This window comes from Nocardioides sp. S5 (assembly GCF_017310035.1).
GTDB lineage: Bacteria > Actinomycetota > Actinomycetes > Propionibacteriales > Nocardioidaceae > Nocardioides.
The window spans coordinates 800,257-816,041 of record NZ_CP022296.1 but is presented as its reverse complement, the minus strand read 5'-3'; the positions used below and the strand labels follow the sequence as shown (position 1 = coordinate 816,041).

Genomic DNA, 15,785 nt, shown 5'->3' with positions numbered 1-15,785 from the left:
TAACCCATCCTCCCTGTATCGAGACCCGGCCACTGTCGGACCCTTTCTCTAGAATCGAACGCATGATCGAGGTACTTGAAGCAGGAGCAGAGGCCGGGGCAGACGCCCTCGGCCCCGCAGCCCTGCTCGCCTCGATCAGGGCCTCTCGCTCGATCGAGAACACCGAAGCCGCCCGCCAGCTCGACCTCGCCGCCCGTTGGGCAGACCTCCACCCGCCCGAGTCCATCCATACGGCCGCCTCGTTCACGGTTGCCGGTTGTGAGCACGAGGAGCCCATCGCCGGACCGGGTACGCCGCTGATCGCGGAGTTCTGCGTCGCCGAGCTCGGCACCGTCCTGGGCATCACGAGCGTGTCGGCGAAGAAGTTGATCGGCCACGCCCTCGAGCTGCGCCACCGCCTTCCCCGACTGTGGTCGCAGGTCCACTCCGGACGCGTCCCCGCCTGGCGCGCCCGGGCCGTCGCCGAGGTGACCATCCACTCGACCCCGGAGCTGACGGTCGAAGCAGCCGGGTTCGTCGACACCCAGGTCGCCGCCGTCGCCGGAAAGATCGGCCCCGCCCAGCTCGACCGCCTCGTCGCGGAGACCATCAAGCGCTACGACCTTGCAGGCGTCGACCCGGCCGCGGACCCTGAGGACGGGTACCTCCACGTCGACCCCCGGCACGTCACGATCCACGACGAGGACGTGCACTTCGCCGGGACCGTGCGGCTGGAGGCAGAGATCGATCTCGCCGACGGGCTCGACCTCCACCACGCCCTTGCCCACGGGGCGGCGACGCAGAAGGCCCTCGGTTCCGAGGAGTCGTTGGATGCCCGTCGCGCGAAGGCGCTGGGTGACCTCGCGCGTACGCAGACCGCTCTCGACCTCCTCCAGCACGGCGATGCTGGCGCGACGGACGCCGACGGACTCCCGGTCGCGCGGGAGGTCGTGCTCCACGCCCACTTCGACGCCACCATCTCGGGCGACACCACCGTCTTCGAGCGGACCGGTCGGCTGGAGGAAGGGCAGCGACTCCTCCTGCTCGAGCAGCTCAGGTCCTGGTGCGCCGACTCCCGCACGAAGATCACGGTCAAGCCGGTCATCGACCTCAACCAGGAGAAGTGCTCGCCCGGTTACGACATCCCGGACCGGATCCGTGAGCACGTGGTCCTCCGCGACCGCACCTGCGTCTTCCCATTCTGTGGCCGTCCAGCCAGGGGTTGCGACGTCGACCACGTCATCGAGTACGACCACGACGCCGAGGCGGAAGGTCGGCCACAGCCCGGCCCCACGGAGACCGAGAACCTCGGTGCCTTGTGTCGGTTCCACCACCGCCTCAAGACCCACACCGCCTGGCGCTACCGGATGACCGCGCCCGGAGTCTTCGAGTGGACCAGCCCTCACGGCCACCGCTACCAACGGGACCGCACCGGCACCACCGCGCTCGACCCACCCGACCCAGGTCCACCCCGGATCCCGCGACCTCGAAGATGACCCCGCCCCACACCCCGCCGCCTGCCCGGTAGCGGGGCTGCAGGCGTGCTCCGGGCCGGTGAGCTGTCGACCGGTCCGTCATGCTGTCCACATGGAGCAGGTGGTCATGGGAGACGTTCGCACGGCGCTGGTCTTCTCCGACCCCGACGATGCGTCGGAGGCCCCGGCTCACCACCTCTCAGTCACCATCGCGGGCCCCGACCTCCGCGCGTCGCGGCAGGTCTACGAGGGGTACGACGAAGGTTTCACCAGCCTGGCTCGCTACTTCGCCGATCTGGCCACGAACTGGCGAGGGTGGAACGGAAGTCGGGACTACGAGTCCGTCGAAGGCGATCTGCGCATCCAGGCGGATCACGATGGCCACGTCAACCTCCACGTGTTGCTGTGGGAGTCGACAGTGCCTGGAGGGTGGAAGGTGGAGGCCGAGATACGCCTGGATGCCGGGGAGGCACTCACGGCCGCCGCCAAGGACCTCGCTGCACTCGTGAGGGCGCGGCTGACCTGACGTCCCGATGTGCCGCAACCGAGCATCCGCTCACGTCGACGACGGACGCGCCGCGCAACTCCCCTCCCCTAGGCTGTCGACCTCACGACCATGGGGGTGGCGCCGTGCGACTGCACACGCGCGAATGGGGCAGCGGCGATCGCGTTGCCGTTCTGGTGCACGGGATGATGGGCGAGTCCCGCCAGTTCTGGGAGATCGGCCCTGCCCTGGCCGACCGGGGCTACCGCGCGATCGCAGTCGACCTCCCGGGCCATGGTCATTCCGGCCAGTGTCTCGACGGGGGCATGAGCGCCTTCGTGGACAGCCTCGTCGAGTCGGTGCCGCCACGACCGGCCCTGGCCATCGGCCAGTCCCTCGGCGGCATGGTGGTCGCAGGTGCCCTTGAGCGTCTGGAGCCGGCCCGCGTGGTCTACGTGGACATCCCCTTCCAGCCACTCGACTCGGACGCGCAACCGCGGGATGCCGACACCTTGGCTGCCCTGTTCGAGCGGGCCAGGGCGGGCAGGACGGCTTCGAGGCTCGCCCAGACCAGGACCTGGTGGAAGCAACGCGATCGTGAGATCGAGGAGGAGGCCGCCCGCCTCTTCGACGTCGCGAGCGCGGTCGCGCTGGAGCTGGCAGAGGAGTGGGACGACATCACGCCTCCTACCGCTGCGATCCCGTCGCTGCTCATCCATGCCGACCCGAGTGAGTACGTGTCAGCGAACCGCGTCCATGAGCTCAGGGCACTGGGCTTCGCGGTGCACGGCGTGAAGGGCGCGGGACACAGCGTCTGGTACGGCTTCTACGACGAGTACATGGCCGTCCTGGACGCATGGCTCGCCGACAGCGCAGCGCACTGACACCGCGGGACCGGCCGTTACCGATCCACCTGCCACGACGCATCAAGGTCGCGGCGACGTCGCCAGCGCCGACTGGCTCAGCCTGCCCCTCGAGGTGCCACTGCTCCCGCATCACTCGACGCTAGTCCACGCTGCCGGCTCGTGGCTGGGTCCGAGCCCGACCCCACGCGCTACGGTCTGACTGTGAACCGGACGCAGGCGCAGCGGTTCAAGCTGCACGGCACCCATCGCGGAATCATCCGCGGCCCCAGCCGCGATGCGGTGCTCGGACTTCTGGAGACGCTGCCGCGCGGGGACGGCGTACTGATCCTGCAGAACCTCGACCACCCGGGTCGCTACGTCCAGGTCCTGCTCCAGGGCGATGGTCTCCTGCGGCTCGAGGTGCGCGACGACGACCCGCCGAGGCACCTGATGACGCGCACGCTCTCGCGGGACCGCGTGGCAGATGCCTTCGAGGGGTGGGCCTCCGAGATCCACGACCCGGACCACGACCGGTGGCGCGACGTCTTCCACTGGGAGGACATCAGCGCCGAGCTGCTGGACCCACCCGCCGGCGGCTGAGACCGGGGAGCCAGTCGCGAGTCAGCGCTTGCGCGCGAAGGTGGCGACGATGCCGGGGTGGTCGGTGACCAGGTCGCGGTAGGAGCGGAAGGAACGGATGCGGAACTCCGAGGCGCGCTCGCCCATCACGTAGTCGATGCCCGACCCGCCCTTGCGACCGGTGTAGTTGGTCTCCAGGCGCAGCGGCCGGGTGATCCGGCCCTTCACGAGGTGGTCGGTGGTGTCGCGGTTCTCGGTGACGTTGCAGTCGCACAGCCCGACGAACTGGTGCGCCTCGGGAGCGTCCTGGGCGATGAAGCGGACCCGGGCCGCCATCCGCCACATGGCCTGCACGCCGCCGCGGTTGGCGTAGTTGGGCCCGCCGGTGCGGCGGTTGTGGAGGTGGTTGGGCAGGTGGAAGCTCATCGCGCGGATGACGTGACCGCTCGCGCGGTGCCTGAGCACCGCCACCACGCCGTACTGGTCGTGGGCGATCTGACCGGTCTGACGCCGCCAGGTCTTGCCGGTGAGGAGGGCCGACCAGGTCTTCTCGAGCTCCCAGACGTCCTTGTCGAACGCGATCGGGTTGTCGTCCGTGCCGGTCGGACCGTCGGGCATCAGCAGCGTCCACGACTTCGGCAGCGACGCACGCAGCGCAGGCCGGCTGAACAGGCGCTCCTGGAACCCGATGACCGAGGCCCCGCCGCTGAGGACCCGACCGATGTCGTGACGCATCCCGGGCACCCTCATCCCCTTGCGGAGGTTGAGCGTGGCCACGGTGAATCGGCCAGCGGGGCCCGCGGCGGCGGCCTGCGAGCGCTCCTGCTCACGCGCCTGCTCACGCGCCTCGGCTGCCGACGCACCCGGCGACACACCGGTGATCAGCAGCAGGGCCGCGAGGACGAGTGCGGTCGACCGGACGAGGACACGGGGCAACGCGGCGGGGGAAAACATCCCGGAGACCATAGGCGGGTTCACCCGAAAGGACCAAGTCGCCGCCCGAGGTCGTCAGTCGTCGTGGTGGATGCGGCCCTCGGTCGCAGCGAGCCGCTCCCCCGACCCGCCCCACTGGCGGGCCACGATCTCCGCGGCGATCGACACCGCCGTCTCCTCGGGCGTACGCGCCCCCAGGTCGAGGCCGATCGGTGAGGAGAGCAGCGCGAGCTCGGCCTCGCCGAGACCGGCCTCGACCAGACGCGCCATCCGCTCGTCGTGCGTACGCCGCGAGCCCATGGCCCCGATGTAGCCCGGGCGGACGTCGTCGTCGAGCCGCAGCGCGACCTCGAGCAGCGGCACGTCGAACTTGGGGTCGTGGGTGAGGACCGCCAGGACGGTGCGGCGGTCGATGCGTCCGGCGTCGAGCTCGGCGCGGAGGTAGCGGTGCGGCCAGTCGACGACCACCTCGTCGGCGCCCGGGAACCGCGAGCTGGTCGCGAAGACGGGGCGCGCGTCGCACACCGTGACGTGGTAGCCGAGGAACGACCCCACCTTGGCGACGGCGGCGGCGAAGTCGATGGCCCCGAAGACCAGCATCCGCGGCTTGGGGGCGAAGCCCCACACGAAGACCCGCATCCCCTCTCCGCGGCGCTCGCCGTCGGGGCCGTAGGTCAGCGTCGCATTGGTGCCGGCGGCGAGCAGGCCGAGGGCATCGTCGTGGACGGCCGCGTCGGCCCGCGGCGAGCCGAGGCTGCCGTCGGCGGGGACGTCCGGGCGTACGACCATGCGACGGCCCACCCACGCCGGGTCGGGGTGCTCGATGACGGTCGCGAGCGCGACCGGGCGCCCGGCCTCGATGTCGGCGGCCACGTCGCCGAGCTGCGGAAACGTCTCGCGCGAGACCTGCTCGACGAAGACGTCGAGGATCCCGCCGCAGGTCAGCCCGACCGCGAAGGCGTCGTCGTCGGAGACGCCGTACCTCTCCAGCACCGGCTCCCCCGAGGCCACCACCGTCTGGGCGAGCTCGTAGACCGCGCCCTCGACGCAGCCGCCGGACACCGAGCCGACCGCCGACTCGTCGGGACCGACCAGCATCGAGGCGCCGGCGGGGCGGGGCGCGGACCGGAAGGTCGCGACCACGGTGCCGACGCCGATCGTCTCGCCGGCCTCCCACCACTGCATCAGCTCGGGCAGCACGTCACGCACGTGCGATCACCTCCGTGAGGTCGGCGAAGGTCGCCAGGGAGTGCCCGGCGAGGAAGTCGTCGCAGTGGGGCAGCGCCGCCACGACGCCGCCCTGGAGCGGCTCGTAGCCCGCCTTGCCGCGGTGCGGGTTGACCCACACGACGCGGTGGGCGATGCGCTGGAGCCTGGCCATCTGCTCGCCGAGCAGGGCCGCGTCGCCGCGCTCCCACCCGTCGCTGAAGACGACCACCACCGCACCGCGGGCCATCCCGCGCTGGCCCCAGCGGTCGAGGAAGACCTGCAGGGTCTCGCCCAGGCGCGTGCCGCCGGACCAGTCCGGGACCACCTCACCGGCCGCGGCGAGGGCGCGGTCGGGGTCGGGCGAGCGCAGGGCTCGCGTGAGGTGGGTGAGCCGGGTGCCGACGGTGAAGGTCTCCACCGTGCCGCCCCCCGCGCGCGCCGACTGGGTCAGCCGGTGGGACAGGCGCAGCAGCGCGTCGGCGTACGCCGTCATCGAGCCGCTCACGTCAAGCAGCAGCACCACCCGGCGCGGCCGGGTGCCGCGGCGGCGCCAGGCGATCTCGCCGGGCTCCCCCATCTGGCGCAGCGAGTGGCGCAGGGTCCGCGAGGCGTCGAGCTGGCCGCGGTGCCACCTCCGGTGCCGGGCCGTACGCCGACTCGGCGGGCGCAGCGAGAGCCGGACGAACATCCCGGCCAGGCGCCGCTTCTCGGCAGCGTCGAGCGAGGCCACGTCGCGGTGGCGGAGCACCTCCGCCGCCGAGGCCGCGGCCCGCACCACGTCGGCGTCCTCGTCGTCACCACCGCCACCGGTCTCGGTGTCGGGCAGCATGTGGGCCGTCGCCGGCTGCGACGCCTCCCGCGGCCGGGCGGTCGGCAGGCCGTCGCGCGCGTCGAACCAGGCGGCGAAGACCTGGTCGTGGCGGGCCAGGTCGTCGGGCGAGCCGCACAGGGTCGCGCGCCCGGCCCAGTAGGTCGCCTGGCGGTCGTCGGCACCCACCTCGGCGACGGCGGTGAGGTAGCCCATCGCCCGGTCCTGCGTCACCGCGACGCCGGAGGCGCGCAGGGCCCGCGCGAAGCCCAGCAGGACCTCGTCCGCGGCGTGCGGCTCGGCGGTGGTCGACAGTCGGCTCATCTCGTCAGCATCCGGTCCAGCGCGGCCTTCACCCGGTCGGCGTCCTCGCGATACTTCAGCAGCGCGCCGAGGGTCGCGGCGGCGGACGCCAGGTCGAGCTCGGCGGCCCCGAGGTAGGTCAGCGCCCGCGCCCAGTCGAGCGTCTCCGCGACGCCCGGCGGCTTGAGCAGGTCGTCGCGGGCGCGCAGCTGCTGGACCAGGCCGACGACCTGGCGTGCCAGGGTCTCGCTGACCTCGGGGGCGCGCGAGCGGACGATCTGCACCTCCCGGTCCAGGCCCGGGTGGTCGATCCAGTGGTAGAGGCAGCGCCGCTTCAGCGCGTCGTGCAGCTCGCGCGTGCGGTTGGAGGTGAGCACCACCAGAGGGGGCTCGGGCGCCGTGACCGTGCCGAACTCGGGGATGGTGACCTGCCACGTCGAGAGCACCTCGAGCAGGAACGCCTCGAACTCGTCGTCGGCGCGGTCCACCTCGTCGACCAGCAGCACCGCCGGCGCCTGGCGCAGCGCGGCGAGCACCGGTCGCGCGAGCAGGAAGCGCTCGTCGTACAGGCTCTTCTCGGCCTCGTCGGAGTCCACGTCGCCGGCGGCCTCGAGGGCGCGCAGGTGCAGGATCTGGCGCGGGAAGTCCCAGTCGTAGAGCGCCTGGCTGGCGTCGATCCCCTCGTAGCACTGCAGCCGGACCAGCGGCAGGTCGAGGCTCTGCGCGAGGGCCTCGGCGAGGGCGGTCTTGCCGGTGCCCGGCTCGCCCTCCAGCAGCAGCGGGCGCTGCATCCGCGAGGCCAGGAAGACGACCGTGGCCAGCTCCTGGTCGGCGAGGTACCCCGTGGCGCCGAGCCGGGCGGCCACGTCTGCGGCGGAGTCCATGCCTTGGTCCATGGCGTCAGGCTACGACCCGGCACGTTGGCCGGACGTTGGGTCGCCGGACGGAGCCTCAGCGCGCGTCGACGTCGGCGCCCGTGGCCAGGTCGCCGCACTCGACCAGCGCGACCTCGTGGGAGGCGAGGTAGTCACGCGCCCCACGGTCACCGGCCGAGGTCTCGACCACCCCGGACCAGTGGTCGCGCCCGAGCAGCACCGGGTGCCCCGGCACCCCGTCGTACGCCGCCCGCGCGAGGACGTCGGGCCCCGTGGCCGCAGCGACGAGGCGGGCCACGACGGCCGCGTCGACGTCGGGCAGGTCGACCAGCGACACGAGCGCGACGTCGTGGTCGGTCGGGTCGAGGGCGAGGAGCCCGGCGCGCAACGAGGCGCCCATCCCCTCGGCCCAGTCGTCGGCGCGGATCCGCGAGACCGACATCGGCAGCAGCGCGGCGGCCCGCTCCGCCTCGGCGCCGAGCACGACCACGATCTCGGCGCAGGGCCGCAGCGCCTGCACGGAGCGGAGCAGCCACGACGTGCCGTCGGGCTCGCGGGCCAGCGCCTTCGGGCCGCCGAAGCGCGTGCCCGCACCCGCCGCCAGCAACAGCCCCACCGTCATGGGGCCACGCTACGGGTCAGGCGCGCGACGCGACGGTGAGCAGCACCGCAGCGTCGGTCACGGCGTGCAGGTCGTGGCGGTGCGGCGGGATCACCAGGTGGTCGCCGGCGCTGCCCTCCCACACGTCCTCACCGGCCGTGAGCCGCACCTCGCCGAGGAGGACCTGCAGGGTCGCCTCCCCCGGCGCCTCGTGCTCGCCGAGGGATCGGCCGGCCGCGAGGGCGATCAGGGTCTGGCGGAGGTCGTGCTCGCGCCCTCCGAAGACGGTCACCGCCGCCCGCCCGCTGCTCGCCTCCCGGGCCTCGGCGATCTGGCTGTCGACCAGGCTGGTCAGGGACGTCGATTCCATGTGCGGTGTCCTCACGTGACTCGGTGGCGATGGGCTCAGGTGGTCAGGAACGTCGGCGTCTCGCGGTGCGCCTCAGCCACGGTGTCCCACCCCGAGGCCCCCAGGGTGACCACCGAGACCGGGAAGATCCCGAGGTTCTCGCGCTCGACGTGCTCCTCGAGTGACTCCAGGAACGCCAGGACCCGGGTGCCGAAGGAGGGGTCCGTGGGGTCGAGCTGCGCGATCGCGCCGTCGAGGTCGCGGTGCTCGCCCTCGAGCTCGGCGACCTCCTCGCTCCAGTCCCCCTGGGCGCGGAGCGCAGCGAAGATGCCGACCTCCTCACGGTGGACGTGCGGGTCCAGATGGCTGGCGAGATGCTCCAGCCGGGCGACGGTCGCGGCCCGGTCACCGGAGAGAAGCGCGGTGCGCACGTCGCCCGCGTCCTCGATGATCGCGTCGTGCTCCTCCATCAGCTCGCGGACGGCCGGGACCGTGCGACAGCCGCAGTACTCGCACACTCGCCTCACCCCACCCGGTCCCAGCCGCGCCGGGTCGGGGTGCTGCCGGGCTGACCGGGGCGGGAGTCGCGGGAGCGATAGACGATGTAGGGCCTGGTGACGTAGCCCAGCGGGGCGCTGAACACGTGCACGAGCCGGGTGAACGGCCAGAGGGCGAAGAGCCCGAACGCGACGAGGGCGTGGAGCTTGAACCCGATCGGGGCCTCGGCCATGAGCTCGGCGTCGGGCTGGAAGGCCAGGAACGAGCGGTACCAGACCGAGACGCCCTCGCGGTAGTTGTACTCACCGCCGAGGCTGAAGATCGACCCCGCGATGGTGTTCCACATGCCCAGCACGATGGCGGCGGCCAGGAAGGCGTACATCACCTTGTCCATCACCGTGGTGGCGGAGAACACCGGCCCGACGGTGCGACGGCGGTAGATCAGGATCACCATGCCCACCAGCGCCATGAAGCCGGCGACGAGCCCGCCGCCGACGGCGGCGTAGTGGTAGAGGTGGTCGTCGATCCCGACTGCCTCGGTCCACGACCGTGGGACGAGCAGGCCGATGACGTGCCCGCCGACCACGCCCAGCATCCCGAAGTGGAACAGCGGCGAGCCCAGCCGCAGGAGCCGGTCCTCGTAGAGCTGGGAGGAGCGCGTGGTCCAGCCGAACTTGTCGTAGCGGTAGCGCCACAGGTGACCGACCGCGAAGACCGCGAGGCACAGGTAGGGGACGATCACCCAGAGGAAGACGGTCATCGGGGGGCTCCTACGGGGATCGTGGCGGTCGAGATGAGTGCCGGTCCGGTGGACAGTGCCGGGTCGGCCCCGTAGCCGGAGAGCCCGACCTCTTCTGCGGGCGGGCCCTGCTCGACCAACCGGCGCACGGCCTCGGCCTCGTCGCCGGCCAGCTCGCGCAGGGTGCCCGAGACGGCCGCCAGGGCACCCGCCCACGGCGAGCCCACCGAGCCGTCGTCGTTGCGCCAGCCGGCGAGCGCGATGCGCAGCATCTCCACACCCGCTCGGTGGTCCTCGAGCAGCTGCCGGGCGATCGTGGCGTCCGCCGTGGCGCCGAACTGCAGGACCGCACACAGGTGGTCGGGCAGCTCGCCGTGCTCCTCGGACCACTCGACGCCCCCGCGGCGGTAGGCCTCCTTGAAGGCCACGAGCGCCGCGCCCCGCCTGCGGGTGTCGCCGTAGGCGAAGTAGGTGAGGTAGAGCGCGCACTTGCGGGTGTGGTCGAAGGTGGCGACGTAGTCCTGCTGCAGCTCTGCGAGGGTCCGCCCCCGCATGCTCTCGATGAGCGGGACGAGGTGGGGGTCGCCGGGGACCAGTGCCTCGAGCTCGTCGAGGGAGGAGACCAGCTCCTCGGTCGGGTAGTCCAGGAGCGCCGAGCAGACGGCCCAGACCCGGGCGGCTTCCTCGTCACGGGCGGCCGTCCCCCTGCGCCGGAACATCACTGCGCCTCTCCGTCGCCGCGGGCCGGGAACAGCCCCTCGGGTGTCCCCTTGCCGTCCCAGTTGAGGAGGTTCACCCGCGACGACTTGTCGTCCGGCGAGGCGACCGTGTCGGCGGTCTGCCGGTCCTGGAGCATCCGGAAGTTCTCGACCGCGACCGGCGTCGGGTAGCCCGCACCCTCGCCCAGCAGCGCCTGGTCGTAGTACGAGCCGGCGGCGTCGAAGTCGACCGAGCAGTCGGTGGCCAGCTCCTCGAGCGCGTGGGCCTGCTCCGCGTGGGCCGGAGGGATGACGTAGCGATCGGCGTACTTGGCGATCGCCAGCAGGCGGAACATCTCGTACATCTCCTCCTCCGTCATGCCGACGGCGGCAGGGATGGACGGGTCGGTCTCACGCCCCAGGTTGATGTCGCGCATGTAGGACCGCATCGCGGCGAGCTTCTTGAGCACCCCGGTCACGGGCTCGACGTCGCCCGCGGTGAAGAGGTTGGCGAGGTACTCGACGGGGATCCGCAGGGTGTCAATCGCGGCGAACAGGTTGCCCCGGTCCTCCGCGTCCACGCCGGTCTCCTTGACCACGTCCACCACGGGCGACAACGGCGGGATGTACCAGACCATCGGCATCGTGCGGTACTCCGGGTGCAGGGGCAGGGCGACCTTGTAGTCGGTGATCAGCCGCAGCACCGGCGACTTCTTCGCCGCCTCGACCCAGTCCGCCTCGATGCCCGCGGCGAGGGCCGCTCGCTCGACCTCGGGGTCCCGCGGGTCGAGGAAGACCTTGCGCTGCGCCTCGTAGAGGGCGTGCTCGTCCTCGACCGCGGCAGCCTCGAGGACCGCGTCGGCGTCGTAGAGCATCAGCCCGATGTAGCGCAGCCGACCCACACAGGTCTCCGAGCACACGGTCGGGATCCCGACCTCGATGCGCGGGTAGCAGAACGTGCACTTCTCGGCCTTGCCGGTCTTGTGGTTGAAGTAGACCTTCTTGTACGGGCAGCCCGAGACGCACATCCGCCAGCCGCGGCAGCGGTCCTGGTCGACCAGGACGATGCCGTCCTCCTCGCGCTTGTAGATCGCGCCGCTGGGGCACGACGCGGCGCAGGAGGGGTTGAGGCAGTGCTCGCAGATGCGCGGCAGGTAGAACATGAAGGTCTCCTCGAACTCGAGCTTGACCTTGTCCTCGATGCCCTTGAACATCACGTCGCGCGCCGCGTGCTCCAGCGAGCCGCCGAGGTCGTCGTCCCAGTTGGCCGACCACTCGACGTTCATGTTCTTGCCGGAGATCAGGCTCTTGGGCCGGGCCACCGGGAACGTGTCGGTCTGCGGCGAGTTGAGCAGGGTCTCGTAGTCGTAGGTCCAGGGCTCGTAGTAGTCCTCGATCGAGGGCAGCTTGGGGTTGGAGAAGATCGTGAGCAGCTTCTTCCACCGGCCACCCGCGCGGAGCTCCAGCCGCCCGTTGGGCTTGCGCACCCATCCGCCCTGCCACTCGTCCTGGTCCTCGTACGTCCTGGGGTAGCCGAGACCGGGTCGGGTCTCGACGTTGTTGAACCAGACGTACTCGGTGCCGGTCCGGTTGGTCCAGGCCTGCTTGCAGGTCACCGAGCAGGTGTGGCACCCGATGCACTTGTCGAGGTTCATCACCATGGCCATCTGAGCCATCACGCGCATGTCAGTTGCTCCTCGTCCGCTCAGTACTCGACCGGGGCGGTCCGCTTGCGGATCATCGTGACCTCGTCGCGGTTGTTGCCGATCGGTCCGATGTAGTTGAAGAAGTAGGCGAGCTGGGCATAGCCGCCGACGATGTGGTTGGGCTTCATCAGCACGCGCGTGAGGCTGTTGTGGATGCCTCCGCGCTTGCCGTCGCGCTCGGTGAGGGGCACGTCGATCAGCCGGTCCTGGGCGTGGTGCATGTAGACCGTGCCCTCGGGCATCCGGTGGCTCACGATGGCCCGCGCAGCGACGACGCCGTTGCGGTTGACCATCTCGATCCAGTCGTTGTCCTTGATCCCCACCTTGGCCGCGTCCCGGTCCGAGACCCAGACCGACTGCCCGCCGCGCGAGAGCGACAGCATGAACAGGTTGTCCTGGTACTCGGAGTGGATCGACCACTTGTTGTGCGGGGTCAGGTAGCGCACCGAGACGCCGAGCTCGTTCTGCTCGCCGATGGGGGTCTCGCCGAACAGCGCCGTCATGTTGAGCGGCGGCCGGTAGACCGGGAGCATCTCGCCCATCCCCAGGAACCAGTCGTGGTCGACGTAGAACTGCTGGCGACCAGTGAGGGTGTGGAACGGCTTCTTCCGCTCGATGTTGATCGTGAAGGGGCTGTAGCGCCGCCCGCCCGACTCCGAGCCGGACCACTCCGGCGAGGTGATCACCGGCACCGGCGCGACCTGCGTGTCGGCGAAGGTGATCTGCTTGCCCTCGTGCTCGGCAGCGAGGTCGGCGAGCTCCGTGCCGGTCCGCTTCTCCAGGAACCGGAAGCCCTGCGTGGCGAGGTGGCCGTTGGAGACCCCCGCGAGGTGGAGCATCGCGTCGGCCATCTGGATGTCGGTCTCGACCTTGGGCTGCCCGTCCCCTGCTCCTCCACGCACGACACCGTTGCGACGGCGCAGGATCTCGACCTCGCGCTTGACGTCGTACGCCACGCCCTTGGTCAGCATGCCCACCTTCTCCAGCAGCGGACCGATGGAGGTCATCTTCTCGAAGATCGCGGTGTAGTCACGCTCGGCGACCGCGATCACCGGCATGGTCTTGCCCGGCACCGGGTCGACCTCGCCGGTCTTCCAGTCCTGCACCACGCCGTGCTCGCTCGCCATCGCCTCCGGGGTGTCGTGCCACAGCGGCTTGGCGATCACGTCCTTGCGCGTCCCCAGGTGGTCCACGGCCAGCTCGGAGAACTTCTTCGCGATGACCTTCCAGGTGTCCCAGTCGGACTTGGTCTGCCACGGCGGCGCGATGGCGGGGTTGAACGAGTGCACGAACGGGTGCATGTCGGTGGTCGACAGGTCGTGCTTCTCGTACCAGGTCGCCGCCGGCAGCACGACGTCGCTGAAGATCGTCGACGAGGTCATCCGGAAGTCGATCGTCATCAGCAGGTCGAGGCGGCCCTCGGCCGCCTTCTCGGCCCACACCACGTCCTGCGGCCGCTTGTCGGGCGGCGCCTCCACCGCGGTCGCGGCCGAGTCGGTGCCGAGCAGGTGACGCAGGAAGTACTCGTTGCCCTTGGCCGAGGAGCCCAGCAGGTTCGAGCGCCACAGCGACAGGACCCGAGGGTGGTTGTCCTCGTGCTCGGGGTCCTCCACCGCGAAGCGGAGGGTGCCGGCCTTCAGCTCGGAGGCGACGTAGGAAGGCGCGTCCATCCCGGCGGCCTCCGCGTCGTCGGCGAGCTGCAGGCTGCTGCGGTCGAACGTCGGGTACGACGGCGACCACCCGAGCCGGACCGACTGGGCCAGCAGGTCCATCACCGACCTCCCCGCGAAGACGCCGGTCCCGGCGTCGAGGTCGTCGGCGCTGAACGTGTCGTAGCGGTACTGGGAGGTGTTGACGTACCAGTAGGCGGTCTGGTTCATGTGACGCGGCGGGCGGTGCCAGTCCAGCGCGAACGCCATGTGCTGGAACCCCATGATCGGCCGGATCTTCTCCTGCCCGACGTAGTGCGCCCAGCCGCCGCCGTTGCGGCCCTGCGTGCCGGTGATCGTGGTGAGCAGCAGGATCGCGCGGTAGATCTGGTCGGAGTGGAACCAGTGGTTGACCCCCGCCCCCAGCAGGATCATCCCGCGGCCCTTGCTGTCGATGGCGTTCTGCGCCCACTCCCGCGCCAGGCGGGTGACCTGGCTCGCGGGGACACCGGTGTGCTGCTCCTGCCACGCCGGGGTGGCCGGCACGGCCGGGTCGTCGTAGCCGTGCGGGTCCGACTCGTCGGTGCGCGGCCACTGGCCCGGCAGGCCCTCGCGCGCCACGCCGTACTGGGCGAGCAGCAGGTCGAGCACGGTGGTGACGACCCGGTCACCGACCCGGGCGACGGGGACGCCGCGGCGCTCGTGGACGACCTTGCCGTCGGCCGCGTCGAAGCGCGGGAGCTCGACCTCGACGGCCTCGCGGGTGCCGCCCTGGTGGTCGCGGTACATGCTCAGCGCCGGGTCGATGTCGCCCAGCTCGAGGTTCCACTTCCCCATGCCCTCCTCGCCGAAGCGGTCGCCGATCGAGCCGTGCGGGATCCGCACCTCGCCGGTGCCGGCGTCGATGAGCGCGGGCTTCCACATGGCGTTCTCGCTCGTCCCGCCGAGGTCGCCCTCGACGAGGAACTTGCCGGGGCGGTAGGACCCGTCAGCAGAGGGCTCGAGGCACACCAGGTGCGGCAGGTCGGTGAACTGCTTGGTGTAGTCGGCGAAGAAGGGCGTGGTGGCGTCGACGAAGAACTCCTTGAGGATGACGTGCCCCATCCCCATCGCGAGCGCACCGTCGGTGCCGGGCGCCGGGCTGACCCACTCGTCGGCGAACTTCACGCTCTCGGCGTAGTCGGGCGCGACGGCGATGACCTTCTGGCCGCGGTAGCGCGCCTCGGTCATCCAGTGCGCGTCCGGCGTACGCGTCGTCGGGACGTTGGAGCCCCACATCATCAGGTAGCCCGCGTCCCACCAGTCGCCCGACTCCGGAACATCGGTCTGGTCGCCGAACATCTGCGGCGAGGCGTTGGGGAGGTCGGCGTACCAGTCGTAGAACGACAGCATCGGGGCGCCGATGAGCTCGAGGAACCGCGCGCCGGAGGTGTAGGAGACCGGTGACATGGCGGGGATCGGAGAGAACCCGGCGATCCGGTCCGGACCCCAGCGCTTGACCGTGTAGACGTGCGCGGCCGCCACGATCTCGGCCACCTCGTCCCACGAGGCCCGCACCAGGCCCCCCTTGCCGCGCGCCGACTTGTAGAGGCGCGTCTTCTCCTCGTCCTGCACGATCGAGCCCCAGGCCACGACCGGGTCGCCGTGCTGCTGCTTGGCGGCGCGGTAGAGGTCGAGGAGCACGCCGCGGACGTAGGGGTAGCGCACCCGGGTCGGGCTGTAGGTGTACCAGCTGAAGGCGGCGCCGCGCGGGCAGCCGCGGGGCTCGTACTCGGGACGGTCGGCCCCGGCGCTCGGGTAGTCGGTCTGCTGGGCCTCCCAGGTGATGATCCCGTCCTTGACGTAGACCTTCCACGAGCACGACCCGGTGCAGTTCACCCCGTGCGTCGACCGGACCACCTTGTCGTGGCTCCACCGGTCCCGGTAGAACACGTCGCCCTCACGACCGCCCTTCTTGTGCAGGGTGCGCTGGTCGTCGCTGACCTCGGCCTTGGTGAAGAAGCGACGGGTCCCGATGAGGGCCCTCTGGAGCTGGTTGTCGAGGTCGGTCACGTG

Annotated in this window: 15 protein-coding genes; 4 read left to right on the top strand and 11 right to left on the bottom strand. The window is 71.1% G+C overall.

The features are described 5' to 3' along the window. Nucleotides 1–62: 62 nt before the first annotated feature. From CFI00_RS04070 to CFI00_RS04055, 4 genes are all read left to right on the top strand, one after another. Nucleotides 63–1,475 carry an HNH endonuclease signature motif containing protein gene (locus CFI00_RS04070; protein WP_207084007.1) on the top strand — a complete coding sequence of 471 codons (1,413 nt, stop codon included), beginning with the start codon at nucleotides 63–65 and terminating at the stop codon, nucleotides 1,473–1,475. A 91-nt stretch (nucleotides 1,476–1,566) separates the two neighbouring features. After that, nucleotides 1,567–1,980, top strand: coding sequence for a DUF6228 family protein (locus CFI00_RS04065; protein WP_207084006.1), 414 nt, complete (start codon nucleotides 1,567–1,569; stop codon nucleotides 1,978–1,980). Between the two features lie 104 nt (nucleotides 1,981–2,084). Further along, a complete protein-coding gene (locus CFI00_RS04060) occupies nucleotides 2,085–2,822 on the top strand; it encodes an alpha/beta fold hydrolase (RefSeq protein WP_207084005.1) in 738 nt (245 codons plus the stop codon). Nucleotides 2,823–3,005: 183 nt separating this feature from the next. After that, entirely contained in the window at nucleotides 3,006–3,383 is a 378-nt protein-coding gene (locus CFI00_RS04055) for a hypothetical protein (RefSeq protein WP_207084004.1), read from the top strand. A gap of 21 nt (nucleotides 3,384–3,404) precedes the next feature. On the opposite strand, the gene CFI00_RS04050 is transcribed toward CFI00_RS04055, so the two are convergent. From CFI00_RS04050 to CFI00_RS04000, 11 genes are read right to left on the bottom strand one after another with little or no spacing between them, the layout of a single operon-like run. After that, nucleotides 3,405–4,316: a hypothetical protein gene (locus tag CFI00_RS04050; RefSeq protein ID WP_207084003.1), complete on the bottom strand. Its 912-nt coding sequence runs from the start codon at nucleotides 4,314–4,316 to the stop codon at nucleotides 3,405–3,407. Nucleotides 4,317–4,370: 54 nt separating this feature from the next. Beyond that, the gene (locus CFI00_RS04045) at nucleotides 4,371–5,504 is read right to left on the bottom strand and encodes an XdhC/CoxI family protein (RefSeq protein ID WP_207084002.1); all 1,134 of its coding nucleotides are present in this window, start codon (nucleotides 5,502–5,504) and stop codon (nucleotides 4,371–4,373) included. After that, entirely contained in the window at nucleotides 5,497–6,636 is a 1,140-nt protein-coding gene (locus tag CFI00_RS04040; RefSeq protein WP_207084001.1) for a VWA domain-containing protein, read from the bottom strand. Before CFI00_RS04040 ends, CFI00_RS04045 begins: the two co-directional genes overlap by 8 nt. Further along, complete coding sequence (locus CFI00_RS04035) at nucleotides 6,633–7,511, bottom strand: MoxR family ATPase (RefSeq protein WP_242532669.1); 879 nt, start codon at nucleotides 7,509–7,511, stop codon at nucleotides 6,633–6,635. Before CFI00_RS04035 ends, CFI00_RS04040 begins: the two co-directional genes overlap by 4 nt. A 55-nt stretch (nucleotides 7,512–7,566) precedes the next feature. After that, nucleotides 7,567–8,112 (bottom strand): NTP transferase domain-containing protein, encoded by a 546-nt coding sequence (locus CFI00_RS04030; protein WP_207084000.1) that lies wholly within the window; start codon nucleotides 8,110–8,112, stop codon nucleotides 7,567–7,569. Between the two features lie 16 nt (nucleotides 8,113–8,128). Next, nucleotides 8,129–8,461 (bottom strand): cupin domain-containing protein, encoded by a 333-nt coding sequence (locus tag CFI00_RS04025; protein WP_207083999.1) that lies wholly within the window; start codon nucleotides 8,459–8,461, stop codon nucleotides 8,129–8,131. A 35-nt stretch (nucleotides 8,462–8,496) separates the two neighbouring features. Then, nucleotides 8,497–8,967 carry a hemerythrin domain-containing protein gene (locus CFI00_RS04020; protein ID WP_207083998.1) on the bottom strand — a complete coding sequence of 157 codons (471 nt, stop codon included), beginning with the start codon at nucleotides 8,965–8,967 and terminating at the stop codon, nucleotides 8,497–8,499. Further along, nucleotides 8,964–9,698: a respiratory nitrate reductase subunit gamma gene (gene narI, locus CFI00_RS04015; protein ID WP_207083997.1), complete on the bottom strand. Its 735-nt coding sequence runs from the start codon at nucleotides 9,696–9,698 to the stop codon at nucleotides 8,964–8,966. The genes CFI00_RS04020 and narI overlap by 4 nt, the downstream gene beginning before the upstream one ends. After that, the gene (gene narJ / locus CFI00_RS04010; RefSeq protein WP_207083996.1) at nucleotides 9,695–10,396 is read right to left on the bottom strand and encodes a nitrate reductase molybdenum cofactor assembly chaperone; all 702 of its coding nucleotides are present in this window, start codon (nucleotides 10,394–10,396) and stop codon (nucleotides 9,695–9,697) included. Before narJ ends, narI begins: the two co-directional genes overlap by 4 nt. Beyond that, nucleotides 10,396–12,060, bottom strand: coding sequence for a nitrate reductase subunit beta (narH, locus tag CFI00_RS04005; protein ID WP_207083995.1), 1,665 nt, complete (start codon nucleotides 12,058–12,060; stop codon nucleotides 10,396–10,398). The genes narJ and narH overlap by 1 nt, the downstream gene beginning before the upstream one ends. A gap of 20 nt (nucleotides 12,061–12,080) precedes the next feature. After that, complete coding sequence (locus CFI00_RS04000; protein ID WP_207083994.1) at nucleotides 12,081–15,782, bottom strand: nitrate reductase subunit alpha; 3,702 nt, start codon at nucleotides 15,780–15,782, stop codon at nucleotides 12,081–12,083. Nucleotides 15,783–15,785: the final 3 nt, after the last annotated feature.